The organism is Mesorhizobium sp. ISC11 (genome assembly GCF_037162595.1).
Classification (GTDB): domain Bacteria; phylum Pseudomonadota; class Alphaproteobacteria; order Rhizobiales; family Rhizobiaceae; genus Mesorhizobium; species Mesorhizobium ciceri.
Genome location: NZ_JAVSPW010000001.1, coordinates 2,629,688 through 2,655,358, shown reverse-complemented (window position 1 = coordinate 2,655,358; position 25,671 = coordinate 2,629,688). Strand labels below are relative to the sequence as shown.

The 25,671-nt window shown below is 61.3% G+C and carries 21 protein-coding genes; 8 read left to right on the top strand and 13 right to left on the bottom strand.

Going from position 1 to position 25,671, the window contains the following annotated elements; all coding sequences use genetic code 11:
• Positions 1-35 precede the first annotated feature (35 nt).
• From mltG to gmk, 3 genes are all read left to right on the top strand, one after another.
• On the top strand, positions 36-1,301 hold the full coding sequence (mltG, locus tag RPF88_RS13235) for an endolytic transglycosylase MltG (protein WP_337122544.1): 1,266 nt from the start codon (positions 36-38) through the stop codon (positions 1,299-1,301).
• Between the two features lie 156 nt (positions 1,302-1,457).
• Complete coding sequence (locus RPF88_RS13230; RefSeq protein WP_337122543.1) at positions 1,458-2,348, top strand: YicC/YloC family endoribonuclease; 891 nt, start codon at positions 1,458-1,460, stop codon at positions 2,346-2,348.
• A 3-nt stretch (positions 2,349-2,351) separates the two neighbouring features.
• The gene (gene gmk / locus RPF88_RS13225) at positions 2,352-3,008 is read left to right on the top strand and encodes a guanylate kinase (protein ID WP_013532512.1); all 657 of its coding nucleotides are present in this window, start codon (positions 2,352-2,354) and stop codon (positions 3,006-3,008) included.
• A gap of 48 nt (positions 3,009-3,056) precedes the next feature.
• Here gmk and rsmA read toward each other — a convergent pair whose 3' ends face one another.
• The 6 genes from rsmA to lptF all read right to left on the bottom strand — a co-directional run bounded on the left by rsmA (position 3,057) and on the right by lptF (position 10,688).
• A complete protein-coding gene (rsmA, locus tag RPF88_RS13220) occupies positions 3,057-3,896 on the bottom strand; it encodes a 16S rRNA (adenine(1518)-N(6)/adenine(1519)-N(6))-dimethyltransferase RsmA (protein ID WP_337122542.1) in 840 nt (279 codons plus the stop codon).
• A gap of 10 nt (positions 3,897-3,906) precedes the next feature.
• Positions 3,907-4,935, bottom strand: a complete 1,029-nt coding sequence (gene pdxA / locus RPF88_RS13215) for a 4-hydroxythreonine-4-phosphate dehydrogenase PdxA (RefSeq protein ID WP_063171794.1) — start codon at positions 4,933-4,935, stop codon at positions 3,907-3,909.
• Between the two features lies 1 nt (position 4,936).
• The gene (locus RPF88_RS13210) at positions 4,937-5,875 is read right to left on the bottom strand and encodes a peptidylprolyl isomerase (RefSeq protein ID WP_337122541.1); all 939 of its coding nucleotides are present in this window, start codon (positions 5,873-5,875) and stop codon (positions 4,937-4,939) included.
• A 90-nt stretch (positions 5,876-5,965) separates the two neighbouring features.
• Positions 5,966-8,404: an LPS-assembly protein LptD gene (locus RPF88_RS13205; protein WP_024504312.1), complete on the bottom strand. Its 2,439-nt coding sequence runs from the start codon at positions 8,402-8,404 to the stop codon at positions 5,966-5,968.
• Positions 8,404-9,489, bottom strand: coding sequence for an LPS export ABC transporter permease LptG (gene lptG, locus RPF88_RS13200; RefSeq protein WP_174299091.1), 1,086 nt, complete (start codon positions 9,487-9,489; stop codon positions 8,404-8,406). The genes RPF88_RS13205 and lptG overlap by 1 nt, the downstream gene beginning before the upstream one ends.
• Positions 9,486-10,688 carry an LPS export ABC transporter permease LptF gene (gene lptF, locus RPF88_RS13195; protein WP_013532506.1) on the bottom strand — a complete coding sequence of 401 codons (1,203 nt, stop codon included), beginning with the start codon at positions 10,686-10,688 and terminating at the stop codon, positions 9,486-9,488. The genes lptG and lptF overlap by 4 nt, the downstream gene beginning before the upstream one ends.
• 351 nt (positions 10,689-11,039) lie before the next feature.
• Between lptF and RPF88_RS13190 the strand changes: the two genes are divergently transcribed.
• A complete protein-coding gene (locus tag RPF88_RS13190) occupies positions 11,040-12,551 on the top strand; it encodes a leucyl aminopeptidase (protein ID WP_337123877.1) in 1,512 nt (503 codons plus the stop codon).
• A 28-nt stretch (positions 12,552-12,579) separates the two neighbouring features.
• Positions 12,580-13,029 carry a DNA polymerase III subunit chi gene (locus tag RPF88_RS13185; protein ID WP_013532504.1) on the top strand — a complete coding sequence of 150 codons (450 nt, stop codon included), beginning with the start codon at positions 12,580-12,582 and terminating at the stop codon, positions 13,027-13,029.
• 29 nt (positions 13,030-13,058) lie between these two features.
• On the opposite strand, the gene RPF88_RS13180 is transcribed toward RPF88_RS13185, so the two are convergent.
• Complete coding sequence (locus RPF88_RS13180; RefSeq protein ID WP_337122540.1) at positions 13,059-13,544, bottom strand: DUF995 domain-containing protein; 486 nt, start codon at positions 13,542-13,544, stop codon at positions 13,059-13,061.
• Positions 13,545-13,677: 133 nt separating this feature from the next.
• Positions 13,678-14,601, bottom strand: coding sequence for a glycoside hydrolase family 26 protein (locus tag RPF88_RS13175; protein WP_337122539.1), 924 nt, complete (start codon positions 14,599-14,601; stop codon positions 13,678-13,680).
• Positions 14,602-15,245: 644 nt separating this feature from the next.
• On the opposite strand from RPF88_RS13175, the gene RPF88_RS13170 reads away from it, so the two are divergent.
• Together RPF88_RS13170 and RPF88_RS13165 are read left to right on the top strand one after the other, a co-directional pair.
• Complete coding sequence (locus RPF88_RS13170; RefSeq protein WP_442921301.1) at positions 15,246-17,084, top strand: glycosyltransferase family 2 protein; 1,839 nt, start codon at positions 15,246-15,248, stop codon at positions 17,082-17,084.
• A 292-nt stretch (positions 17,085-17,376) separates the two neighbouring features.
• Positions 17,377-17,784 carry a hypothetical protein gene (locus tag RPF88_RS13165; RefSeq protein WP_337122538.1) on the top strand — a complete coding sequence of 136 codons (408 nt, stop codon included), beginning with the start codon at positions 17,377-17,379 and terminating at the stop codon, positions 17,782-17,784.
• Positions 17,785-17,949: 165 nt separating this feature from the next.
• Here the strand turns inward: RPF88_RS13165 and RPF88_RS13160 are convergent, their stop codons facing one another.
• The 3 genes from RPF88_RS13160 to RPF88_RS13150 all read right to left on the bottom strand — a co-directional run bounded on the left by RPF88_RS13160 (position 17,950) and on the right by RPF88_RS13150 (position 21,735).
• A complete protein-coding gene (locus tag RPF88_RS13160) occupies positions 17,950-18,951 on the bottom strand; it encodes a glycosyltransferase family 2 protein (RefSeq protein WP_337123875.1) in 1,002 nt (333 codons plus the stop codon).
• Between the two features lie 44 nt (positions 18,952-18,995).
• On the bottom strand, positions 18,996-19,922 hold the full coding sequence (locus tag RPF88_RS13155; RefSeq protein WP_337122537.1) for a lysylphosphatidylglycerol synthase transmembrane domain-containing protein: 927 nt from the start codon (positions 19,920-19,922) through the stop codon (positions 18,996-18,998).
• A gap of 184 nt (positions 19,923-20,106) precedes the next feature.
• A complete protein-coding gene (locus RPF88_RS13150) occupies positions 20,107-21,735 on the bottom strand; it encodes an ArnT family glycosyltransferase (RefSeq protein ID WP_224673074.1) in 1,629 nt (542 codons plus the stop codon).
• Between the two features lie 212 nt (positions 21,736-21,947).
• Here RPF88_RS13150 and RPF88_RS13145 point away from each other — a divergent pair, with 212 nt between their 5' ends.
• On the top strand, positions 21,948-22,565 hold the full coding sequence (locus tag RPF88_RS13145) for a DUF995 domain-containing protein (protein WP_337122536.1): 618 nt from the start codon (positions 21,948-21,950) through the stop codon (positions 22,563-22,565).
• A 678-nt stretch (positions 22,566-23,243) separates the two neighbouring features.
• Here the strand turns inward: RPF88_RS13145 and galE are convergent.
• Entirely contained in the window at positions 23,244-24,323 is a 1,080-nt protein-coding gene (gene galE / locus RPF88_RS13140; RefSeq protein ID WP_337122535.1) for a UDP-glucose 4-epimerase GalE, read from the bottom strand.
• On the bottom strand, positions 24,320-25,357 hold the full coding sequence (locus RPF88_RS13135) for a UDP-glucuronic acid decarboxylase family protein (RefSeq protein WP_032808992.1): 1,038 nt from the start codon (positions 25,355-25,357) through the stop codon (positions 24,320-24,322). The genes galE and RPF88_RS13135 overlap by 4 nt, the downstream gene beginning before the upstream one ends.
• Positions 25,358-25,671: the final 314 nt, after the last annotated feature.

The following is a 25,671-nucleotide window of genomic DNA, read 5'->3' as shown; positions in this document are numbered from 1 at the left end:
TGGGGATTCGTTGGGCGATCAAACGGTAGGGCGAAATGAACACAAATCCGGCAGGCAACGGAGAATTCGGGCAACGGCCGGCAACATCCGGACCGATCGTGCCGAAAACGGCCAGCGAGGCGTTGCGGCCAGAGGCCGGCACGCCGCCGCCGAAGCGCTCGCGTGCGTCACGCAGCCAGGTCGTCGTGTTCATGAACTTCGTCATCTCCTCGGTGATGCTGGTGGTTCTGGCGGCCGGCGTCGCGGTCTATTTCGGCAAGCAGGAATTCACCGAGCCCGGACCCTCCGCTAATGGCGATACCTTCCTGGTCAAGCCGAACACCGGCGTCCAGGATATCGCCGACCAGCTCGAACGCCGCGGGCTGATCAGCGATGCCCGGGTATTCCGCCTTGGCGTGCGCGCCTTCGGCAATGATTCGGCGCTGAAAGCCGGCGAGTACGAGATCAAGCCCAGGGCTTCCATGCGCGATATCATGGAGCTTCTGAAGAGCGGCAAGTCGGTGATGTATTCGCTGACCATCCCTGAAGGACTGACTGTCGACCAGGCACTGCAGCGCATCGCCGAGGAGACTGCCTTGAGCGGCGACATGCCGGCAACCACGCCGCCGGAGGGCAGCCTCGCCACCGACACGCTGCGCTTCACGCGCGGCGCGACACGCCAGCAGATGGTCGACAAGCTGCTTGCGGATCAGAAGAAACTGGTTGACGATGTCTGGCAGCGGCGCGCGCCGGACCTGCCGCTGGCCAACGTCGAAGAGTTCGTCACGCTGGCTTCGATTGTCGAGAAAGAGACGGGCAAGGGTGACGAGCGTTCACGGGTTGCCGCCGTCTTCCTGAACCGGCTTGCCAAGGGCATGCGCCTGCAATCCGATCCGACCATCATCTACGGGTTGTTCGGCGGCAAGGGAAAGCCGGCGGACCGGCCGATCTACCAGTCGGATATCCAGAAACAGACCCCCTACAACACCTATGTGATCAACGGCTTGCCGCCGACGCCGATCGCCAATCCGGGTCGTGCAGCGCTGGAGGCGGTGGCCAACCCATCGAAGACCGACGACCTCTATTTCGTCGCCGACGGCACCGGTGGGCACGTCTTTGCCGCGACGCTGGACGAGCACAACGAGAATGTCGCCCGCTATCGCGCTCTGCAGAAGAAGCAGGCGGATGACGTCGCCAAAGCCGCCAAGACGACCGGCGGCGGCGACAGCGATGCCGTCAAGCCGGCGGACGGTGGGCCGGCCGACAGTGCGCCGGCTGACGGTGCCGACGACAGCGGCGGTGACGCGGGCGCTGCCCAGTAGAATGAAGAAAGGCGTTGCCCGACAGGCGACGCCCTGACATTTGCAAGAGCGCCGCGCGTCCGATTTCGACGCGCCTGCGGCGCAGTCATTTTCAAGCAGCACTTGCTCTGTCCGGAAAGCCGGTTCGGGGCAATGTGCCAGGGACGTGTGGGCGATATGAATTTGCAGAGCATGACCGGTTTTGCACGTGCCGTCGCCGAGCACGAAGGCACTTCGATCGCCTGGGAGGTCAAGTCCGTTAACGGCAAGAGCGTCGAAGTACGGCTGCGGCTGCCGCAAGGCTTCGAGCGGTTGGAACCGGCTGTCCGGCAGATACTTCAGAAACGTTTTGCACGCGGCAATTTTCAGGCGACGCTGACCATCGGCCGTGCCGTCGGCGCGCAGGCGCAGCCGGTCGTCAACGAAGCCTTCCTGAAGGACCTGGCCGGGCTCGCCAAGCGGCTGCAGGAGCAGTTCGGCGTTGCTGCGGCGACCTCGGATGGACTGCTGTCGCTGCGCGGCGTGCTCGACATTCCCGAAACTGTCGAAACCGAGGAGGCGAGGGCCGCGCTCGATGCCGCGATCATGGCCGCGCTCGAAGTGGCCTTGAACGGGCTTGAACAGGCACGGCAGGGCGAAGGGGCCGCGCTGGCTTTGCTGCTGTCGGGTCATATCGACACAATCGAGGCGCTGACGCTGCGGGCAGAAGTGGATCCATCCCGCGAGACCGCGGTGATCCGGGAACGCATCGCCGAGCAGGTCAGGCTGCTGATGGACGCTTCCGCCAATTTGGATGCCACCCGACTGCACATGGAGGCCGCGTTCCTGGCCACCAAGGCCGATATTCGCGAAGAGATCGACCGGCTGAAAACGCATATCGCATCCGGCCGGGCACTGCTGGTGGGCGGCGGCGCGGTCGGTCGCAAGCTCGATTTTCTGGCACAGGAATTTAACCGCGAATCGAATACGCTGTGTTCCAAGTCGAATGCCGCCGCCATCACCGCGATCGGGCTGGACCTGAAGGCGGTGGTCGACCAGTTTCGTGAACAGATCCAGAATCTGGAGTAGCCGATGGTTGCCAAGGATTTGGGGTCCCGCATTCGCCGCCGGGGCCTGATGCTCGTCCTGTCGTCGCCATCCGGCGCCGGCAAGTCGACGATCGCGCGCAATCTTCTGGAAAGCGATTCCAGCCTCGAACTGTCGGTCTCGGTCACCACCAGGCCGCGTCGCGGAAGCGAGATCGAAGGCGTCCACTATCATTTCCGGACGATGCGCGAATTCGAGCGGCTTCGTGATTCCGACGCGCTGCTGGAGTGGGCCGAGGTGCATGGCAATTGCTATGCGACACCGCGCGAACCTGCCGAACTGGCGCTGTCTGAGGGGCGCGACATGCTGTTCGATATTGACTGGCAAGGCGCCCAGCAGCTCAAGGAGAAGATGCGCGCCGACATCGTCTCGATCTTCATCCTGCCGCCGTCGATGAAGGAGTTGAAGGCACGGCTGAAGCGCCGCGCCGAAGACCAGGAAGCGGTGATCGAAACGCGGTTGAAAAACGCCCGCAACGAGATCGAGCACTGGAAGGAATATGATTTCGTCATCGTCAATGACGACCTCGATCGCGCCTTCGCCGAAGTGCGCGGCATCGTCGTCGCCGAGCGGCTGAGACGCGACCGCCGGCCAGGCCTGTTCGATTTCGTCTCGGGACTGTTGGACGAGAAGACGGGCTGAGGCGGTGAAGCGCCGATCTCCCCCACGAGGGGGGAGATCGGCAGCTTCTTACACCGCGTTTGTCAACCTTACAAATTCCTCGACGCTGAGCGTCTCGGCGCGGCGTGTCGGATCGATGCCGGCGCGGTCGAGCAGGGCCTCGCCGCCGAGGCTCTTAACGCTTTGCCGCAGCATCTTGCGACGTTGGCCGAAGGCGGCTTCTGTGACGCGGCCGAGTTTCTTCACCTCGGTGGGCAGGGGCATCGGGCGCGGCACAAGATGCACCACCGAGGAGGTGACCTTTGGCGGCGGCGTGAATGCCTGTGGCGGTACGTCGAAGGCGATCCTCGCCTCCGTCCGCCAGCCGGCAAGGACCCCCAGCCGGCCATAGCTGTCGCTGCCGGCGGGAGCGACGATGCGCTCGGCCACCTCGCGCTGGAACATCAAAGTCATCGAGGTGTAGAAAGGCGGCCAGTCGCTGACGGTCAACCAGCGCACCAGCAGCTCCGTGCCGATGTTGTAGGGCAGGTTGGCCACGATCTTGAGCGGGCCGCCATTGCCGGTCGCTCGACTGGCAAGGCCCGTGAAATCCGTCTTCAGCGCATCGCCCGAAACAACCTCCAGCCGGCCGGGATAGTGGTCGGACACTTCGGCAAGAGCAGCCAGGCAACGTTCGTCGCGCTCTATGGCGATCACCTGGCGCGCTCCGTTGGCAAGCAAGGCGCGGGTCAGCCCGCCGGGACCGGGGCCGACCTCGATGACGATTGCATCGGACAAGTCGCCGGCGGTGCGGGCGATCTTGCCGGTGAGGTTGAGGTCGAGCAGGAAATTCTGGCCGAGCGCCTTCTTCGCCTGCAGCCCATGCCGCTCGATCACCTCGCGCAACGGCGGCAGCCCGTCGATGCTCATGTCCGAGATCTCATGCGGCAACCGCCTTGGTGTTCGTGTCGGCCAGCCGCCGGGCAAGCTTCAGCGCCGCTATCAGGCTGTCGGGCCGCGCCACACCCTTGCCGGCGATGTCGAAGGCCGTGCCGTGGTCGGGCGAGGTGCGGATGAAGGGCAGGCCGAGCGTGACATTGACCGCCTCGTCGAAAGCCAGCGCCTTGGCCGGGATAAGCGCCTGGTCGTGATACATGCAAAGGGCCGCGTCGTAACCAGCCCGCGCCCGGGCATGGAACAATGTGTCGGCCGGCAAAGGGCCGAAAGCGTCGATGCCTTCGGCGCGCAGGATGTCGACCGCCGGGCGCACGATCCGCTCGTCCTCGAGGCCCATGGCGCCGCCTTCGCCGGCATGTGGATTGAGCCCGGCAATCGCCAGCCGTGGCCTGGCGATGCCGAAGCGGCCGGCAAGGTCGGCAGCGGTGATACGCGCGGTGGCGACGATCAGTTCGGTGGTCAGTGCCTTCGGCACCTCGGCCAGCGCTATGTGGATGGTGACGGGAACGGTGCGCAGGTCGGGTCCTGCCAGCATCATCACCGGCATCGCCTCGACGCCGCTGTGCCGAGCCGCCAGATGCGCCAGATATTCGGTGTGGCCGGGAAAGCGAAAGCCGGCATCGTAGAGCGGCTTCTTGGCGATGGGGCAGGTGACCACGGCCGAGGCTTCGCCGGCAAGGCAATCGGCGACGGCGCGGTCGATGGCCTCGATCGTGGCGGCCGCATTGGCCGGATCCGGCTGGCCGGGGCTGTCGATGCAGCCTGCAGCCAGCGGAACGATCGGCAAGGCGCGGGCAAAGACCTGCGCCGCTTGTGCCGGGGTGGCTTCGGCGATCGGCAGCGAGAGGCCAAGCAGGCGCGCCCGGGAGGCGATCAGCGCCGGATCGGCGAGCAGGTAGAAGGGGGGCAGGGCGGCAGCCTCGCGCGCCATAAAGGCGGCGATGGCGATCTCCGGCCCAATGCCGGACGGATCGCCGGCGCTCAACGCGAGCGCAGTCACTGCGTTGCCCACGTCAGCGCTTGACGATGCGGGCTTTTGCCTTCAGCTCGTCGACATATTTCTTGCTGAGCGCGTCGGCATCCTTGTCGCCGCCGGAGCCTTCGGCCTGGAACGCCATCTGGGCAACCTTGTCGTCGGACACTTCGCGCGACGAGCAGATGCCGATGAATTCGACGCCGCGTTCGGTTTCGCGCGTGACGGTGGCACCGCCGACTTTGGTAGCTTTGATCTGCTCGGCCCAGTCCGGCGGCAGTTGCGGCGCCAGCACCCGGCCCAGATCGCGAACGGTGACGTCGATCAGGCCCTTGGCGAATTCGCGCGTCGTGTTGCAGCCATTGAAGCGGGCGCGCATGGCGTCGGCCTCTCGCTTGCGTTTGCCCAGCGTCGCGCTGCGTTCAGCCGCCGGCACCACGAAGATGACCTGCTGCAGCATGTATTCGGTGGCGCTCGGTTTGGCGCCGCCTTTTTCGAGCATCTTCCTGACGAGATCCTGTTCGCTGACGGCGCCGGTGCCGTCGCCGGAACGGTAGCGCGCGCTCAAGGCCTGGTTCCAGGCCATCTGGGCGCGGATGAATTCCTTGAAGTGGCTCTTGGTGACGCCCGACTTCTCCATGACGCCGTCGAGCTGGCTGAGCTGCATCTTGTTGCTCGAGGCAAAGCGCTGATACGCGGCATCGACCTGGGCGTCGCTGATGCGGATACCAAGCCGCTTGGCCTCGGCCATACGCAGCGTCTGCTCGATCATTTCCTGGCCGGCATCGCCCTTCTTGCGCTGCAGCTTCAGGAAGGCGGCGCGATGGGCGATGTCGCCGGTGGTGACAGGAATGTCGTTGACGACGTATTTGATCTCGCTGGCGAAAGCCGGCGGCGCCATTACGGTGATCGACACGGACGTCGCCGCCACGAGCAACGCGAAACCTGCTGAAAAGAGGTATTTCCTCATCGTTGGCATCCCAATTCTGTCCCGGTCCCGCCCAATTTGATCTTTCCAGGTGCGCGAAATCCGTGCCAGCCCTATGCGGCGAAACGATGTCGCCGATTGTTACTGGATCGTGTCGACGGCACTGGTCGACGAGCCGAAATCGCCGAGGGTGCGGAACGACAGATTGAAGCCGATGGTCTGCGACACCTCCCTGGTGTTCAGATCGCGCGACTGCGAGTAGGTCATCAAATAAGTGAAGCAGGAATCGTTGTAGGCGAAGCCGACGCCGTCCTTGACCAGCAGGCTCTGCTGCAGGTCGTAGGTTCCTGTGCCGAACACGCGCCAGTTTTCGGCCAGATGCGTGGATGCACCAAGCGTGACTTCGTGGCGGTCGGTGGTGAAGCCGTACAGCGGCTGGGCCTGGATGAAGGCGTATTTGGCGCTCAGCGACACAGGCAGGCCGGAATAGGCGGCCTTCACCTCGGCGCGGCGGATCTCGAAGCTCTGTTCGTCGAAACGGCCGCTAACCGAGGCCGCGAAGCCGTTGGGGCTGTTGATGCCGAACAGGCCGACATAGTCGGACTTGGTCGTGTCGAGGCCGGAGTTTGCGCCGACATTCACCAAATCCGGCGCGGCGAACGAGTTCTCGCCGCCAATCTGATAGGATTGGCCGAAAATGGCATTGGTGCCCCAGCCATTGTTGTAGGAGCCGGAATAGCGGAAGCCGACATTGGCGCGCGAACCGCCTTCGACGCGGTCGTAACCGGAGAACTTGTCGCGTTCGAACAAGGTGGTCGCGTCGAAGACCATGCTTTGGGCGTCTTCGTTGGGCACTGAGAGGCCGCCGACATATTGCTCGTTCGGACGCATGAAGACCTGTGCCATCGGTTCGATGACATGGCTGGACCCGCTGGCCATGGAAAACAGCACCGGCCAACGCATCTCAAGCCCGGCGGTTGCCATGTAACGGGCAAATGACGAGCGCATGTCGTCCTGCTCGCCCAAATGCGTCGCCATTCTGTCGATCGCGTCCAGCGAAGCCGACGACGCGTTGAGGTAGTCGACGTCGCCCTGCAGCGCGAGCAACGGCGTCAGCACCAGCCCGCCATCGGTGACGAAGCTCCGCTTCCACTCGGCCTCGGCGGTGAGACGGCCCGATTCGCCTTCGATGCCGCGGACGCGCTGCGTGGGAGTGAGGGCATTGTAGGGCTCGACGAAGGTCTCATCGACATCGTCGCGGCGGATGACACGCGCGTTGACATTGAGCGATAGCTGGCCGCCGGCCACCGACGCATCAGGAATATAGGCGTAGTCGAGCGACGGCAGCACCCAGGGCTGTTGTCCGCTTCGTGCAGAGGCGTTGTCGTCAGGTGTATCTTCCTGCACATCGAAATGCATGGCGCGCACGTCGAAATAGTTGCGGCCGTTGAGGCCCGTCAAGTAGACCGACGACTGGTGGACGCTGCTATTGTACTTTTCGATGCCGTAGGTGTTCGAGAAATTCTTGTCGGTCTGCAGCAGCACGTCCCAGCCGAAGTTCCAGCGTGAGTTGATGGCGAACTGCCCCTGGGTACCCATCATGCCGCGGAATTTGTTGGGATCGCCGGCGCTGCCCGAATTGACGTTGTGGCCAGAGCTGGAGGGGAAGGCAGTGGTGTCGAGGAAAGCGTCGGGATTCTGCTGGTGTATCCCGGCGATCTTCAAGCTGTACTCGCCATTGTTGAAGCGCTGACGCCACTCGGCCTCACCGAGGAAACCCTGCTTGGTATAGCCGGTGCCGGTGACGGTCAGGTCGTAGGTCGGCGCCAATGCAAGATAATAGGGGACTTTCACGCCGACGCCGAGATCGCTCTTGTAGATGATGCTCGGGATCAGGAAGCCGCTCTTGCGCTTCACCGTCGGGTCGGCAATTTCGAATGCAGGCAGATAGGCAAGCGGAAAACCGAAGAACTCGAAATTCGCATTCTCGAAGCGAACCGTCTTCTTCTCGCCGTTCCAGATGATCTTCTTGGCCTTGACGCGCCAGGTCGGCGCTTTGTCCGGCTTATCCTCGCACGGCTCGCAGGCGGTGTAGACGCCATTGTGGAAGGTGGTCAGCACGCCGCCCATGCGTTCGGCGCTTTCGGCGGCGAAATAGGCCTTGTCGATGGTTTCGACCCGCAGCGCGTTGACGAAGCCGTCGGCGAAGTCATCGGTGATGTCGATATGCTGCGAATTGATCTTGGTACCGTCGCTGTTGATGACTTCGACGTTACCGCTTGCGACCATTCGCTTGGTGTTACGGTTGTACTCGACCCGCTGGGCGACAAGGCGATTGCCACCATAGTCGATCTGCACGCCGCCAACGGCGGTCACGGTCTGATTGTCGTTGTTATAGACCAGCGTATCGGCCGCCAGCAGCATTTGCGAGCCGGATGGAACCGATGTCGCCATGTCGCCGACGTCCTGCGCAAGCGCCGGTGCCGGAACGGCGTAGGCAAGCACGCACGCCAAGGCGGTCGCCGCATAGAGGCGCGCCAAACCGGCCTGCCTGTTGCTGGGCAAAAACGCCTCCCTCACTAGCCGTCTTCCTTGTATAGCAGGAAAGTCACCCCGAAGAACATAGCCACCATGACCGGTACCCAGGCGGCTACGACAGTCGGCACGAATCCCGCCACGCCGAATGCCTTCACCAGAACCGAAACGACATAAAGCAGAAAGCCAGCGATGATGCCACCCAGAATCATCGTCGCCGACTGCCCCATCCTAGCAAATCGCATTGAAACCGTTGCCGCGATCAGCGTCATGGCGACGAGAAGGAACGGCAACGCCACGAGCGAATCAAACTGCATGGCAAAGGCATTTGCCTTGAGGCCGAAGGAGCGGGCAACCTCGATCTTTCCGGGCAGGTCGTAGAAGGGGATGGTTTCCGGGCGCGCCAGCCGCTCTTGCACGAATTCGGGCTTCAGATTGGTCGGTACGCGATCGGTTGCCGATGCCTGGATCGTGCCGTTCTGGAACGTCTTGACGTCCTGCAATTCCCAATAGCCGTCGCGCAGGAAGGCACGGGCAGCATCCTTGCGCTCGACGATGTTGCCTTGCGGGTCGAGAATGAAAAATACGACATCGGCCATTTCCAGGCCCTGGTTCAGGATGGCCCGCGCACCGATGATGGTGTCCCCCGAACTGGTTTTCTGCCGGATCCAGGGCGCGGCATCGGCCGAGACCGTATTCGATTTGCCGGAACGCAGCTGGGTTTCGATCTGCTCGGACCAGGAGAATGCGTGCGCGGCGAGCGGATTGATGACACCAACCGACAGGACGCCGAACAGCAAGGCTCCGATACAGCAGGGCAAGAGGAACTGCCAGGCGGAAACACCGGCGGAACGCGCGATGACCAGCTCGTAGCGCCGGTTCAGCGACACCAGCGTCGCCATCGCCGAGAAGAGACCGACGAACGGCACCGTCTGCAGCATGATCATCGGCATACGGAGGCCTGAAATGGCTACCGCCGTGCCGTAGGTGAAGCCGGGCAGGCCGGTGGTGCGGCCGGACAGCTCGGTGAAATCGATCAGGAACACCAGCGCCAGGAGGCCGATGAAGAACCAGATGGTGATCGTCACGTAGCGGAAGAAGAAATAGCGGCCCAGTGTCCAGCCCATCAGCCGACCCCTTGCCCTGATGTGCCGCGCCTGGACAAACGCAATTTGAAAGCATTCCAGCTGTCAGCGATGCGCGAGGCGAAGTTTGTCATCCAGTCCGCCCAGGTCACGGGCAGTTCCAGTGTCCGGTTCGAGACGATGAACCAGATCGCCACCGCGGAAGCCACGATCGGCACACCATAGACCATATAGGCATATTGCGGGATCTCGTCCGCCTTGCTGGCGGCGAAAAAGCCCAGCCAACGCACGAACAGCGATATCGTGATCGCGGTGATCAGCGGATTGACGCGCGCCTCGCGGTGCGACCGCGCATCCCCGGCGACCGCAAGCGCGATCAGCGCGAAAACCATGGAATAGGTCCATTCCGAGAACCGCTGGTTGACTTCGGCCCGGTATTCGTAGGGGCTCTGCTGATAATACTTGTCGTTGGCGCTCGGGTTGAGCAGGTACTGCGTCGTCTGGTCCTTGGGCAGGAGCGTCACCGCTGAAGCCGCCGCCATGAAGGCCGACATGTCGAAGGCATAGGAGGTGAAGCGGATGACGGAGAGATCGCCGGTCAGCGTTTTGCGATGGATGACGCCGTCATTCATCATCAGCACCTTTTCACCGCCGCGTTCGATGATGCTGCCGGTCTTGGCGTAGTAGACGAGGTTGACGCCTTCTTCGCGCGAATCGGCGACGAAAATGCCGCCCAGCCGATTGTTGGGAAGGCGCTCGCCGACCTGCAGGAACAACCCGTCGTCGATCTTGCGGAAGGTGCCTTCCTGGATGATCAGCGACAACAGATCCGCGCGTGACGATGCCACCAGGGCCCGGTTCTTCTGCCGTGCGTAAGGATCGATGCCGTTGTCGACGGCAAAGGAAAAAACGGCTGCGGCGAGCGCCAGCAACATGATCGGCCGCACGATCGTCCAGCGCGAGGCCCCCGCGGCGTTGACGACGGCAAGTTCGGAATCCGAATTCATGACGCTGAGTGTCTGTGCGACCGCCACCACAAGCGCAAAAGGCACCACGATCGGGATGATGGACGGAAGGATGAGGGCGGCGACTTCGAAGAAGGTCAGCGCCGATTGGCCGCTGTCGGTGACCAGATCGATCTTTGCCAGCACCTGCGTCGTCCATACGATCGCCAGCGTCCACACAAGAGCGGCCATGAAGACCACGAAAGCGCGGCGCATGATGTAGCGTTCAACGACCTTCATGAAGGCTTTTCTCGATTTTTTCGAACGGCATCATGCCGCCGAACAAGGTAGCTGTCCGGCAGCGCCTGCACAACTGGCTCATCAGATGGTCTATCCGGGTTCTGTCCCACATCACGCCCCCCGGCTGGGCGGAGTGTCGGCGGGAATGGATAAGAAAGGGCGAACATCGATGGTTAACAACAAGTTGCGGCAAAAAGCGGGGCCGTGCCGCGACGAATCGTCATCGATTCCATAGGTCATATGGGATGCCAATTCGGCAAAGTCTTGCCAAATGCCGGAAAACGACCAAATGTCGCGCATCGTTTCGAACCGCTTCCCCAAAAGTCGCGCATTCCCTGAAAGCAGGACATGATGAATCAAAGACCGTCGATCGCCTTCGCCAAATTTTCCGGGTCCCAGAGCGCGGTGAACAAGAAGGGCACGGTCTTCGTGCTCGCGGCGGATGAGGGCGGCCTGAGCGACGTCGCCAAGGCCGGTGATCCCGGCAAGACACTGGAGCGGGCTTTTCCCGTGGCTGAGTTCACGGGCAAGTTCGCCAGCACGGTGGAAGTTCTGGCCCCGCAGGGAGCGTCGCTCGACAGACTGGTGGCGATAGGCACCGGCAAGGTGTCGGGACTGGACGAATATGCGTGGTTGAAGCTTGGCGGCACCGTTTCCGCGTCGCTGCGCAAGGCGACCGAGGTAGCGGTGATCCTCGATGTGGTCGGCGCCTCGCCGAGCGCGAAGGACGCGGCAAGCCTTGCCGCGGGCATTCTCCTGCGCAGCTATTCCTTCGACAAGTACAAGACCAGGAAGGATAAGGACGACGGCAAGGCAGAGCCGAAGAAGCCGGTCAAGGTGACCATCCATACCGCCGATCCGGCCGCTGCGAAGAAGGCCTTCGCCGATGCCGAGGCGGTGATCGACGGCGTCCTTCTGGCGCGCGACCTCGTCAACGAACCGGCAAACGTGCTTGGGCCGGTCGAGTTCGCTGCCCGCGCCAAGGAACTCGAGGCACTCGGCGTCAAGGTCGAGATATTGACTGAGAAGGAAATGAAGAAGCTCGGCATGGGCTCGCTGCTCGGTGTCGCGCAAGGCTCGCCACGCGGCGCCCGCATGGCGATCATGCAGTGGAACGGCGGCAAGCCGAAGGACAGCCCGATCGCCTTCGTCGGCAAGGGCGTCACTTTCGACACCGGCGGCAATTCCATAAAGCCGGCCTCGGGCATGGAGGATATGAAGGGCGACATGGGCGGCGCCGCCGCTGTTACCGGCCTGATGCATGCGCTGGCGGCCCGCAAGGCGAAAGCCAATGTCGTCGGTATCATCGGACTGGTCGAAAATGCGGTCGACGGTCATGCCCAGCGTCCCGGTGATATCGTCACTTCGATGTCGGGTCAGACCATCGAGGTGCTCAATACCGACGCCGAGGGCCGCCTCGTGCTGGCCGATGCGTTGTGGTACTGCAACGACCGCTTCCAGCCGAAATTCATGGTCAATCTGGCGACGCTGACCGGCGCCATCATGGTGGCGCTCGGCCAACATTATGCCGGCCTGTTTTCCAACAATGACGAACTGGCCGAAAAATTGTCGGCGGCGGGGCAGGCGACTCAGGAACGGCTGTGGCGCATGCCGCTCGGCGCCGAATACGACAAGCTGATCGATTCCAAGAACGCCGACATGAAGAACATCGGCGGCCGTTTTGGCGGCGCCACCATCGCGGCGCAGTTTCTGCAGCGCTTCGTCAAGGACACGCCATGGGCTCATCTCGACATAGCCGGCACGGCGATGGGGGCGCCGTCGAACGAGATCAACCAGTCGTGGGGTTCCGGTTTCGGCGTCAGGCTGCTCGACCGGCTGGTGCGCGATAACTATGAGCAGTGAACGGGTTCGATCACTATAGGCTGAAGCGATGGCCGACGTTCTGTTCTACCACCTGACCGAATCGACGCTGGAGGATGCGCTGCCAGGCCTCCTGGAGCGCAGCGTCGACCGTGGCTGGCGCGCCGTGGTGCAGACAGGCACCGAGGAACGCCGCGATGCGCTCGACCAGCATCTTTGGACCTTCCGCGACGATTCGTTCCTGGCGCACGCAACCGATCGTGAAGCTCATCCCGGCGAACAGCCGATTCTGTTGACCACCGGCGACGGCAATCCCAACGACGCCAAGATAAGGTTCCTGGTCGACGGCGCGGTGCCGCCTGACCTTGGCGGCTACGAGCGCGCGGTGTTCCTGTTCGATGGCCACGATGCCGCCCAGCTCGAGGCGGCGCGAGGACACTGGAAGGTGATGAAGAGCGCTGGCCACGACGTCACCTACTGGCAACAGACGCCAGATCGCCGCTGGGAGCGCAAGGCGTAGACCAGCCGCTTGTGGCGGATGACACGATCCTACAGTCTTGCCTTGATCCGGTTCTGTTTCCGGGTGACGTAGTCGCCGTGTTTCAATCTCTTGAAAACATACCAGTCGCCATCCGGAGCCTTGCGCTGGTAGATTACTTTGCCAGCCTGGCGGTGCTCGAAGCAGGTCATCGAGCCCTTCACGCCCCAGGAACCGTGCCATTGCGCATGCCAGCACAGCTTGCCGCCGCCGGGAATGAACCACATGCCGTCGCCATAGCCCGACTTGCCTTTGTCGTGGGTCCAGGACTCGAACTGTCTCTGCTTGACGGCAAAGAAGCCGGCGCCCTTCTTGCCCCACAGCCACGAATGGTTCTGATAGATCTGGTAGACGCCTTCGTCAGGAACCGCTGTGGCTTCTTGAGCCTGCTCGGCGATTTTCATCGCCGTCTTGGCTGTCGCAGGAGCCTGGAAGGCAAGAACAAGAACGGAGCAGGCGAATGCCGCTCCAAGATAATTTCCCACTACCCGCTTCACGAAACTTCTCCACAGACTGATTTACGCCACGCCTCAATCCTCATCCCGAACCGCTGGTTCGGGATGGATCACGATCAAACAAGGAGATTGGAAGTCGATCCCGATCGCGTCGGGGTCGATCAGCACGATGCGTCTACGGCAGGACGTGCTGGGTCACCCTCCAGTCGGGCAGACCATAGCCACCCAGCCACGGCCACACTTCCTTCTGGTTGAAGTAGACAACCGAAGTCAGCGCCGGGAACTCCGCGTAGGATTTGCGGGAATCTTCCTGCCATTTCGAGACATAGTCCTGCTTCCCGACATAGCCGAGTTCCGCAACGATGATCGGCTTGTTGAACACTGCAACGCGGTCATAGCCGGGCTTCAGCAGCTCAGCGAAGGTGCGGTCGCGGCCGGTCTCGTCATCATCTTTTTTCTGCAGACCGAACACCGACAGGCCGATGACGTCGACATAGTCGTCGCCGGGGTAGTATTTTTCCAAACCCTCTTCGCCTTTGGGCGACCACATGTACTTGGCTGCGGGGGCAGCTTTGCGGCAGATGTCGACTTCGCGCTTGTAAGCGGAGATCCAGTCCTTGGGAGCCCAGTTAGCCCAGGTGAAGCGGCCGTTCTTGTCTTCCATTTCCTGCGCCCAGCGAATGGTCACCGGGCTCTTCATCTGTCCCACCAGGTCGCAGATCGCCTGCATATTGGCGTCATATTTGCCGCTCAAAATGCCGTCGCGCAATTCGGGCGGGGTGATGCGCCAGTCCTTGGACCAGGTCCACGGCTCAACCGTGATCAGCAGCGAACGGCCGCGCTGCAGCGCATAGACGTCGGCGAGTGGCAGCGTCGACAGATCGACGTCTTCCCAGGGCAGGAACAGCTCTTCGATGCTGGCGCTCTTGTCGGCGCTGAAGTCGCCGTAGGGATCGTAGGATCCGAACGCCGAGGCGGCGCTGCTCGTCTGGACGGGGTCCGTCGCGGCTACTGAGCCAGCGCCTCCTGCCGTGGGGAACGCGGCGCTTCCGCCCAATGCCAGCGCGATTGCAAGTGCTTTTACTGTGGAGTGTTTCATGTCGATCTCCCATGGCCCCAACCTCTTGCGGAAGTTAAGGCTTCGCCCGTGCGCATCGATGCTTGATCGACACGATTACCCAAAACCGATCGGCTCTATTTGGCAGAATCTGCGGGATTTCGGAGCGACCCGTTGGCGGATGTGCGAAACCTGACACAGAGCCACCCAAAAAATTATCTCTCAAGGCCCTATACAGGGGGCGCTCGAGAGAAAGTTCGCCGCGATACTCACAAATTCGCGTCAATATCCCGATATATCATCCCTGGCTAATTTAAGAGCCGGTCGCGACCAAGAGTCAAGTGCAATTAACGGTTGCTTAACCATGTGCGCGCGACATGGTTAACGCTGCTCTCAAAGTTCGATCCTTGCCGGACAGCTTTGGCCCATCGGCGAATTCTCCAGCGCTGAAAAATTTGCGGCTCATCGTTCACGTGCTGGTCGGTGGAAACTGTTCCACCGGACTATCCTTAACCAGTTCTGAAGAACCATAGTTAAGAAATAACTAATTTAGTTGACTCTAAGGATGCCTGAGCGGATTCTGCTGCTGGGTTAGGCTCATCGGCCGTCGTTTGGCTGATGCTCGGGTGGCGGCAGTAAAGTGTATGAGTGTTTCCGCGGACGTGGGGATCATCGGCAGTAAGACCATGCCGAAACGGGGGCGTGGGGCAGCTCCGGGGAAGGCGGCGGAGAAGCCTCCTTTTCTGGTGCCCGTGCTGTCGGCCGCCCAGAAGCGGATCTGGAAGCTGGGACTTGCCTGCTGGTCGGTAACGTTCGGATTTTTCTGGTTCTGGTGGCTGCAGCCCGGGCACATCGAACACGTCATCCCATACATGCTGGCGACATTGACGCTCGTATGGCTGACATTCATGCCGATGTATTTTCTCTTGAACGTGCATGCGATGAAAAAGCCGTCCAGGCTTCACACGATCCCGAAGCATTCGCGTGTCGCGATGGTGGTGACCAAGGCTCCGTCAGAGCCGTTTTCCGTGGTTGCGCGAACCCTCGAGGCAATGCTGGCGCAGGACTGTCCGCATGATACCTGGCTGGCCGACGAGGACCCGTCCGAGGAAACGATTGCCTGGTGCGATGCCCATAACGTCATGATTTCGACGCGGCGCGGGCGGGAAGATTATCACCGCAAGGTGTGGCCCCGCCGGACGCGCTGCAAAGAGGGAAACCTGGCCTTCTTCTACGACCACTATGGTTATGAACGCTATCACTTCGTCGCTCAGATGGACGCGGACCACGTCCCGACACCAACCTATCTCAGGGAAATCCTGGTCGCCTTTGCCGACCCGGCGGTTGGCTATGTATCGGCGCCGAGCATATGCGACAACAATGCCGCTGAAAGCTGGTCGGCACGCGGCCGGCTGTTCCCGGAAGGGATGTTCCATGGACCTTTGCAGTCCGGCCACACGGGCGACGGAACGCCGCTCTGCATCGGCTCGCACTATGCCGTGAGAACCGCAGCGCTCAAGCAGGTCGGCGGCCTTGGCCCGGAACTGGCCGAAGATCACTCGACGTCCATGCTGTTCATTGCGGCTGGTTGGCGCGGTGTGCATGCCATAGACGCCATTGCCCATGGCGACGGCCCGCAGACCTTTGCCGATCTTGTCACGCAAGAGTTCCAGTGGTCGCGGAGCCTGATGACGATCATGCTCGAATACTCGCCCATATACCTTTCCAAGGTATCGCCACGGCTGAAATTCCAGTTCCTGTTTCGCCAGCTCTGGTATCCGCTTTTCGCCGTATTTTCGCTTCTCATGTACATCATGCCGATATACGCACTTCTTACGGGTCAGAATTTCGCCAATGTGACGTATATTGACTTCCTTCTATACTATGCGCCGAATTCGATTTCGCTGATTGTGCTGGTGATGCTGTTGAAGTCCTTCGGGCTGTCGCGCCCACTGACCGCCAAGACGATCAGTTGGGAGGGAATGTTGTTCTCATTCTTCGCTCGTTGGCCGTGGGTGCTGGCGGGCACGCTGTCGTCGATCCGCGATTATCTGACCAAGTCGTTCGTCGATTTTCGCGTTACCCCCAAGGGCAGTGGCCCGAAAAACCTGCTGCCTGCCCGCGTTATTGTTCCCTATGTGGTGCTTGCAATGGGAGCTTCGCTGCCGGTCCTTCTTGTAGACCGCGCCTCGGACGCCACCGGCTTCTACTGGTTCGCTGCCTTCAATGCGTTCGTCTACGGATTGCTTGTGGTCGTGATCATCACCAGGCACCTCGTGGAGAACAAAATTTCGTTGCGTTGCAATGCCGCGAAACTCACCTTGCAGGCCTCGCTCGCTGGCGTTGCGCTCTTCGTCCCGGGCGCCGCGTTCTGTGACCGCGGCCTGGAAGGCATATATGGGCTCCAGCAGGGGGCAGGCGGTATGCGCATCGTCAGCGTGGCCTACCCGGTTTCCGGAGCCGGGCGCGGCGGGAGCGGAACCCGCACATTCCATCTTGACCCCGCCTGGAATCCGCCGCGCTGACGCCGACAGGCGTCCGTGCGCAAACAACTCCCCTGAACCGCGTTTGCCTTGATAGCCGGCCGGCAAGCTGTAGCAGGGCCAGGCACGAGCCCAAAAGGTCAAATTTTAATAATATCCGGTCGAGTGCCGAAAGACCGCGCTCATCATATCGTTTGCATGATATTTAATAAGTCCCCCCTAATATACAGCCCATGATGTGAGTGGCGATGGGTCACTCGCGTGGTGCGGAAAGCAAATAAGAGCAATATATCTCCGCGCTCCAGCGACTTGTATTTCATGGCAGGGGATAGCGATGAACAAAATAATGGAAAGAGGGGCAAGGCTCGGCAAGAAACATGCCTGTGCATTTGCCGCGGTTGCATTGATCTCTATGATGTCCGGTTGCCAAAGCATGGATGCCACCAAGACGAGCTCGATCGGCACCAAGCCCGTGGTTCATTCGCTCGGCCAGAGGGTGCACTACGCCAAGGACAAGCGGCTGCATCTGATCAACCGCAAACCGCTCACCAAGATGACCAACGTGACGCGTACGAGGGAGGAGGCCTATGCGGCCTTCGTGCGGCCGCAGCGGGTCGGCAGGCTGGCGACGGTGAAGGTCTCCTACAGTCTGGGCAATGGCGGCCCGCTCCTGGGTCATTCGCCCTGGATATGTGGTCCGAGCGGTTTCGGCCAGCGCGCCAGCTGCCGTTCGCGTTACTAGACCAGAACATCAGACCTGAAGCGCGGCCGATTTGACCGCTGCCGGGTCTTTGCCGGGGGGGCGCGAGTGGAGGGCGAGAGGTTTGCGCAGACGTTGCGCTTTGCCTCTTGCCCTCCGACCGCCATGCGTTCGTTAGGCGCGGACCTCCGTGGCATTCCGATCAGGTCACGATGCTCGGCCCGGGGCGTGCCAGCCGTCATTGTCGCCGGCCGGCGGCCGTAGCCGCGCGACATAGGCCGATGCTCCGTTCGCCTCGTGATAGACGCGTGCCAGCATTTCCGCCAGCACGCCCGACGTCACCATCTGCACCCCGGCGATGAGCAGGAAGAAGCCGGTGAACAGCATCGGGCGTGTTCCGATGTCTTCGGCGAAAAACAGCTTCAGGCAAAGCAGGTAGGCAAGGATCAGCGAACCCAGCGCGCCAAGCACGATGCCGATGCCGCCGAAGAAATGTCCCGGCCGTGTGCGATAGCGCATGAAGAAGTACATGAACACCAGATCGAGCACGACCCTGAAGGTGCGCGAAATGCCGTATTTGGACTGGCCGTGGATGCGGGCGTGGTGCGTCACCACCTCCTGCGCGATGCGTCTGGGGGTCGTAACCGTGGCCAGCCATGCAGGGATGAAGCGGTGCATCTCGCCATAGAGCTTGACGCTGCGGATGACGTTGCCGCGATAGACCTTGAGGCTGCAGCCATAGTCCTTGAGGCGCACGCCGGTGACGCGCGCGATCAGCGCGTTGGCGATGCGCGAGGGCAGCCTGCGCATGAAAAACCCTTCCTGGCGGTCCTTGCGCCAGCCGACCACCAGGTCGAGATCCTCGCTCAGCAGGCGATAGACCATGCGGGGAATGTCGTAGGGATCATTTTGCAGGTCGCCGTCGATCGTGGCGATGACGTCGCCGCGCGCCGCGTCGATACCTGCCTGCATCGCGGCGGTCTGCTTGTAGTTGCGCACCAGCTCGACCGCATGCACATGCGAGCCGTAATGCGCTGCAAGGCGCCTGATCTCGCTCACCGTCGCGTCGGTGCTGCCGTCATCGACCAGCACGACCTCCCAGGGCTGGTCGTAGCGTTCCATCGCCTGGTGGATCCGTGCCAGCAGCGGCTCGACGTTTTCGGCCTCGTTGTACATGGGGACGACGATGGACAGCGTATGGTTCGGCATTACCGCGCCGTCAGGCAGTCCCGAAGCAGGGATGGGCAATACGTTCATTGGGATGGCTTCCTTGCAGGTCCGACAGCCGGATTTCCCGGCAGCGTCGATTTCGAGGGAAACAGCCAGGCGATCGCACCCGTGGCGATTGCCGAGCAGAAGATGAACAGGTGCAGCGCCAGCGCCGCCTGCAAGCCATTCTTCATCGTGATTCCGGAGGTGAGCAGCGCCGCCGCTGCTCCCGCTTCATAGGTGCCGAAGCCGGCGACGCCTTGCACCGGCAGTATGGCGGCTCCTTCGGCCCCAACGACGCCTGGAAAGGCGGTCGAAAAGGATGTCCCCAGCAGCATTGCCAACAACCATCCCTGCACAGTGAGCTTCAGCGACCAGTTCGCGATCGTCCACCACCAGCCATAGCGCGAGCGCCCGGTTGCTTCGGTGAACACATCTCGGAGCTTGCCGAGCTTCGCCACGATCTTGCCGCGGCCGGCCCAGTCATGCGGCGCACGCGCCCAGCGCGGCAGGTACCAGGCGGCGGCGATCAAGACGGCTCCGCCCGCAATCCTAATCGCCGGATGCAGGCTCGGCCATACAGCCAGGGCCAGCACGCCGACGACGAAGGCGTCCTGCAGCCTGAACCACAGCAGTGAGGCGCTGGCGCGCATGATCGGTATGCCGAAGACCTGGCGCAGGAGCAGGGGAAAGGCCGTCTCGCCGCCGCGAAAGGGCACGACGTTGATCATCGCATTGTGGATCAGAATGACGCGCAGGCAGGCGCCGAAGCGGCCATGCACCTCGTCGCGGAACTCGTCGCAGACGCGCAGCGCACGCAAGACATAGGTGGCGAAGAACGCGATCGTCGCCACGGCGAAAGTGCCGGGCGTGATGCGGGCAAAGGCGTCGCCGACCATGCGCCAGCGCGAGTCGCTGGCGAGCCAGGCCAGCAGGGCCAGCGTCACAATGATCGAAATCGCTCGTTTCAACAATTCCTCCGGTCGCAACCGTCGAATTCCGCCAGCCGTAGAGATATTTGACCTTGCTGGCCGGCTTGTCTCGCTTAGCTTGCTGCGTTGGGCAGGCGAGGGCGGGTCGGCAAGGTCGCTGACCGTCGCCGGATTTCCAACGTTTGCCTGATCCCCAGCCCATAAGCCCAACGGCCTGACCAGATCAAGGCCGGCTGATTTCATAAATCAGGAGGTTGTCCGAATCCAGCCGCTTGGTCCCGATCTTGTTGAGATAGTCGATCACCCCGTCATGATGCTCGATGAACGGCCGTTTCTGACTGTCTTCGGCATCCTTTGCCACGCCGAACCAATCCGCGCCTTGCGTGCGAAGTTCCTCAAGCTGTGCTATCGCGATGGCATCGTCCTCGACGAACCTGGACCACTCCACGTCGCCGCCACCAGGCGGAAACACCCACCCGCGCGCCCTGCTGTAATAGACTGCGACAGGATCTCCCACCTCCGGAGCGATGGCCACGACAAGATCGCCAGGTTGGGCCCTGCGCGCCAGCTCGTCGCCAAGCAACTTTCCATTCATGGCGAAGGGCGCCTTCATCGTCCGGACGAGGGGAAAAGTCGACCAGACAAGCATAGCGGCCGCGATGCAAATCGACCGCAGAATTATCCCAGGAGACGGAACGGTTTTGGCTCCAAGCGTCGCCAGGACGACCGCGCCACGGCCGCAAAACATCGCAAATGGCACATGGAATATATGATAGTTCCATGGATTGGTCGTGATCTCACGTGCCGCAGCGAGATAAACAACAGAGGCCGCTGCAAGCCATATGAAAGGTATGGCCGAAAGAGCGCGTTCTTTCGATTCCGCGACTGGCTGGGGCGGCATCCAGAATCCGACCGCCATCAAAATCATGAACGGATAGCCATAAAACCACCAGACCGACGTGTTCCAAACAGATTTGAAATAGAAATCGTTGTTGAAAAACGTCCAGAATCCAGAATCCCAGATGTATCCGCTGCCCGCGACATGAAAGGGCGGATAGGTTCGCCCGAGATAAATGGCCCAGCTGTAGTAGGCGCCGATGACGAACAGGCTGACCAGTCCGCTTATGAATACTTTGGCCGCATGCTTTCGCCGATTTTGCAAAAGCCAGCAAACCATCAGATAGAATATGACGCCTCCAGCAGCCAAACCCGGTGGTTTTGCAAGCACACCGAGGGAAAAGCTGGCTGTGGCGAAAGGGAGCAGCCACGCGCTGCCTCCCGTCCAGTATTTCGTGAAAAGCCAGACGCCCAAGGTTACTAGAGCCAGCATCGAGGGGTCGGGAAGAAACGAGCTGTCGATCATGATCGCCGCCGGCATCAGCGCATAGGCAAGTGCCGCGGCGTGGGCGTGCGTCTCGCCCCAGCATAACGCCGTTAGTCTGTGCAGTGAAAACACCGTCACCAAGCCGAAAAGGGCCGCAATCATGCGGCCGAACCAGTCGTGCCAGCCAAAGAGTTGGTAGAGTATGGCGGTCAGATAGCTGACGATCTGGAACTCGCGGCCCTGATAGCTTGGCCCGGGCCCGGTCCAGCTGACCTCGGGGAAGAAGATGTTCCAGCTGCGCTGCTGGAAATTGTCGGCCATCATCGCGGTACTTGTTTCGCGCCAGCTGAAGGCATCGACCAGCGGCAAGGTTATGTTGTGGAACCTGAACAGGATCGCAATGAACAGTATCCCCAGCAAGATCGCCATGTTGGGGCTCACGGTATTGCGAGCAGTCGTTTCCCGGACGGTCGACTGCTGCCGGTATTGCTGACCTTCGGCCTGGTTCAATTCCGGGTCGCCCGCCATTTGAAACCGCGTCCTCCCTCACGTCTGCGGATGTTGCTTTTGAGTGCGATTGTCAGAGTTGGGCAGAGCATATGCCACATTTCTTAATTTTGACGACAGCGGGATGCGCACATCTGGAACGGTTGTTGTCCGTCCGCTCGCAAAGGTTGACATCACCGTTCTCGCGACTGTTAAATAGTTCATACGGCTGTCAGAGCGATGATAGTGCTACCTTGGGCAAAACGGGCATGCGAACGCCAATTGTACTGACAGCACTGACCGGATTGCCACCGCATGGTGTCGACGGTCGACGCAAACATTGTCGGTTCGCAACTTGTATGCAACTCATGTTTCTCCTGGCCCTCTGCGGCCAGACGGCGCTTTCGGGAACGGCGCATGCGGCTGCCGCCAAAGACGGCAGACCAGCGGGAACGGTCATCGCACCGGCTCCAACTGCCTACGAGCTGCAGCTTCTTTATGCCGACCGCACATGGATATGGAAAAACGGCGCGGCCTTTTTCGCGCAGGACAATCGACGTCTCCAGGCCTGGACGTCCGGGCAGGACACCACGTCTGTCGCGGAGGGCAGATGGCTGGTGACCAAGGACGGCAAGATGTGCATGGAGCTCGCCTGGCGATCGAAAGGTTACACCGGCGAGCAGCACCGCACCTGCTACAGCCACCGCATTCAGGGCCGGAATATCGAGCAACGCAAGGATCCGGACGGGGAATGGTACGGTTTCAAGCGATCTCCCGAGGATCCTTCCGACGAATACAAGAAATTCGAAGCAGGCGACACCAAGGGCGCGCAGTTCGAAGTGACCCGCAAGCTGGTCGATGCCAAAAAGTAGGCCGCGCTTCCGGCCGCGCTGAGATGGCCTGGCTGTTCTTCCCGTGCGCCTGTCGTGGAACCCGCGAATCGCTTATAGTTGAGTGGCTCGGCAGGCGCTCGGTGCGCCGATCGCATTTAGTCGCATTCAACTGTATCACCCGGACGACAAGACGATGGCCTGCCATACGGTTTTGATGAAATTTAATAATTAGTGATATCTAATATAACGTGTGATGTGCGAGTGGTCACTCATGCGGCGTGGAAGCGGCCCAAGTATAGTATGTCGCAATGCGCCCCTGGCTTATACTTGATAGCAAGGGACAGAGGATGAGAAATTCCGCGAGCGTATTTCGCTCAAGCAAGAATGTCGTATCTATTGCCGCGGCTGTGGCGCTGAGCTCTATGGTTGCAGGTTGTCAAGGTATGGACGCAACTGAAACCGGTTCGGTCCTTATCAGGCCCATCGTCCACCCGGTCCGCAGTCAGCCCGCGGTCCAGCCCGTGCAGGCCAGATTTCTCGTGCGCTCGCTCCGGGCCGACCTTCCGATCCAGATGACAAGCACAATAGGAACCGAAAGTGCCTACGCCTTTGCACCGCCGCAACGGATCAAAGCCAGCACGCCGGCGCCGGTGAACATCTCGTTCAATCCGGGCGATGGCAGCACGTTCTCGGGCGGCTCGCCTTATATCTGCAGCCCTAGCGGATTTGGCCAGCGCGCGAGCTGTCACCCCCGCTATCTCTGACCCGTCGGGCGACGACCGGCGCTGCCGCCCTCACTGGCGGCAGTTTCATGGGCCTGGTCTTCAGTCCGAAAAAGGGAGCGGCCGTCCTGACAATCGTATCGATGTCTGAAAGCTCCGGCACAAAGCCAAGATGTTCGCGTGCGCTTCCCGGGTCGGCGTAGAGCTCCGCCGGATCTCCGGGGCGTCGGCTCCTGAACACTGCCGGAACCGGCCTCGACGTCATTCGGCCGACCGCCTTGACAATCTCCTTGATGGAGACGCCTCGCCCGGTGCCGAGATTGACCGCAAGGCTTCGCCCGCCACCCTCGAGATGCATGAGCGCTTTCAGGTGGGCGCGGGCCAGATCGGTGACGTGGATATAATCCCTTACGCAAGTGCCGTCCGACGTGTCGTAGTCGGTGCCGAAAACCTCGATCGCGTCGATGATGCCCGATGCGGCCATGAGCACTCTGGGAACCAGATGGGTTTCCGGCGAATGCCACTCACCGAGCTCGCCATCGGGATCGGCGCCACAAGCATTGAAATAGCGCAGGATCGCAAATTTCATTCCGTACGCGGACGCATAGTCGCCGATGATCTGTTCGCCCATCAGCTTGGTGCGCCCATAGGGGCTGATCGGATTTTGCGAGGAGGTCTCGCGAACCGGCAACGCCTCCGGCACGCCGTAGGTCGCACAGCTGCTGGAGAAGATGATGTTTTCGATCGAACTCGCGCGTGCGGCGTCGAGCACCGCGATGGTGCCTGTCACATTGGTCGAATAATATTCGGCCGGCTCGCGAACGGACTCTCCGACATAAGCCAGCGCAGCAAAATGGATCACGGCCGTCGGCCGGTGCGTTTCCATCGCCCGCCGCAGTGCATCCCGATCCCGGATATCGCCGACGACAAGCGGCCCCCAGGCGACGGATCTCTCATTGCCGCGGCTCAGATTGTCGAAAACCACCGGCATGTAGCCGGCGGCGGCCAACTGCTTGCAGGTGTGGCTGCCGATGAAGCCGGCTCCACCCGTCACCAGGACCGCCGGCCGGCTCATGAAGCAGCAGCTCCTCTGGCGGTGTGACTTCCGTAGAGCAGGGTATCAAAATACTCGACGGTACGCGCGAGCCCCTGGCTCAAGCTGATTTTCGGCTCCCAGCCGAGATTGGCCCTGGCAAAGGAGATGTCCGGCTTGCGTTGCCTGGGATCGTCGACGGGCAGCGGCCGATGCACGATCTTCGATCGGGCGTTGGTGTAATCGACGACCAGCGTCGCCAGTTCCATGATGGTGAATTCGGCAGGGTTGCCGAGATTGACCGGGTGGGCGGGCGCGCTCGGCGCATTCATCAGCCGGATAAAGCCCTCGATCAGGTCGTCGGCATAGCAGAAGGAGCGCGTCTGCTGGCCGCTGCCATAGACGGTCAGGTCCTCGCCGCGCAGCGCCTGGACGATGAAGTTCGAAACCACACGTCCGTCGTCGGGCTGCATGCGGCGACCGTAGGTGTTGAAAATGCGGGCGACACGAATATCGAGACCATAGGTTCTCGAATAATCGAAGAACAGGGTTTCGGCCGAGCGCTTGCCTTCGTCGTAGCAGGAGCGCGGCCCGTGCGTGTTGACGTTGCCGAAGTAGCTCTCGGGCTGTGGATGCACGAAGGGATCGCCATAGACTTCGGACGTCGAGGCCTGGAATATCTTGGCCTTGTTCTGTCGCGCGAGTTCCAGAAGGTTCAGCGAGCCAAGCACGCTTGTCTTGAAGGTGTGGATCGGATCTGCCTGGTAGTGCGGCGGAGAGGCTGGGCAGGCGAGATTGTAGATCTCGTCGCACTGAAGGTCCGAAGGCAGTGCATCGACGATGTCGTGCTCGATGCAGCTGAAGCTCGGATTGCGCTGAAGGGCATTGAGATTGTATCTTTTGCCGGTGTGGAAATTGTCCAGCGCGACAACGTCGTATCCGTCCCGCAAAAGACGTTCGCACAGATGCGAACCTAAAAATCCCGCTCCTCCGGCGACAAGGGCGCGTCGTCGGCTTTGGCTGGCGTCCTTTTGGCTGCCGGATTCCAGTTTCAGAACCTTGACAAGCTTAGTCATGCTTTCCTCATACGCACCGAACACGCTACCGCCGGGCCGGGACAAAGCATCGCCCGGCCACGTTCCTGAGAACGTGGCAAACCTCCGCATCTGCGGAACCGCCATCACTGATGTGCGTCAATTGTTCTTGGCTTTCGCGAAGCTGGTGCGACTACACAACCTCCGTGCTGCCGCTCAGCATTCTCCGCGCCCCGAAATCGCGATCACACGCCCGGTGTCACCATCGATTGCTCGCCCAAATTGCACATCCCAACGCATCGAAAATATACCTGTGGAAATTATAGTCAACTAAATTAGCAATTCCTTAACCAAAT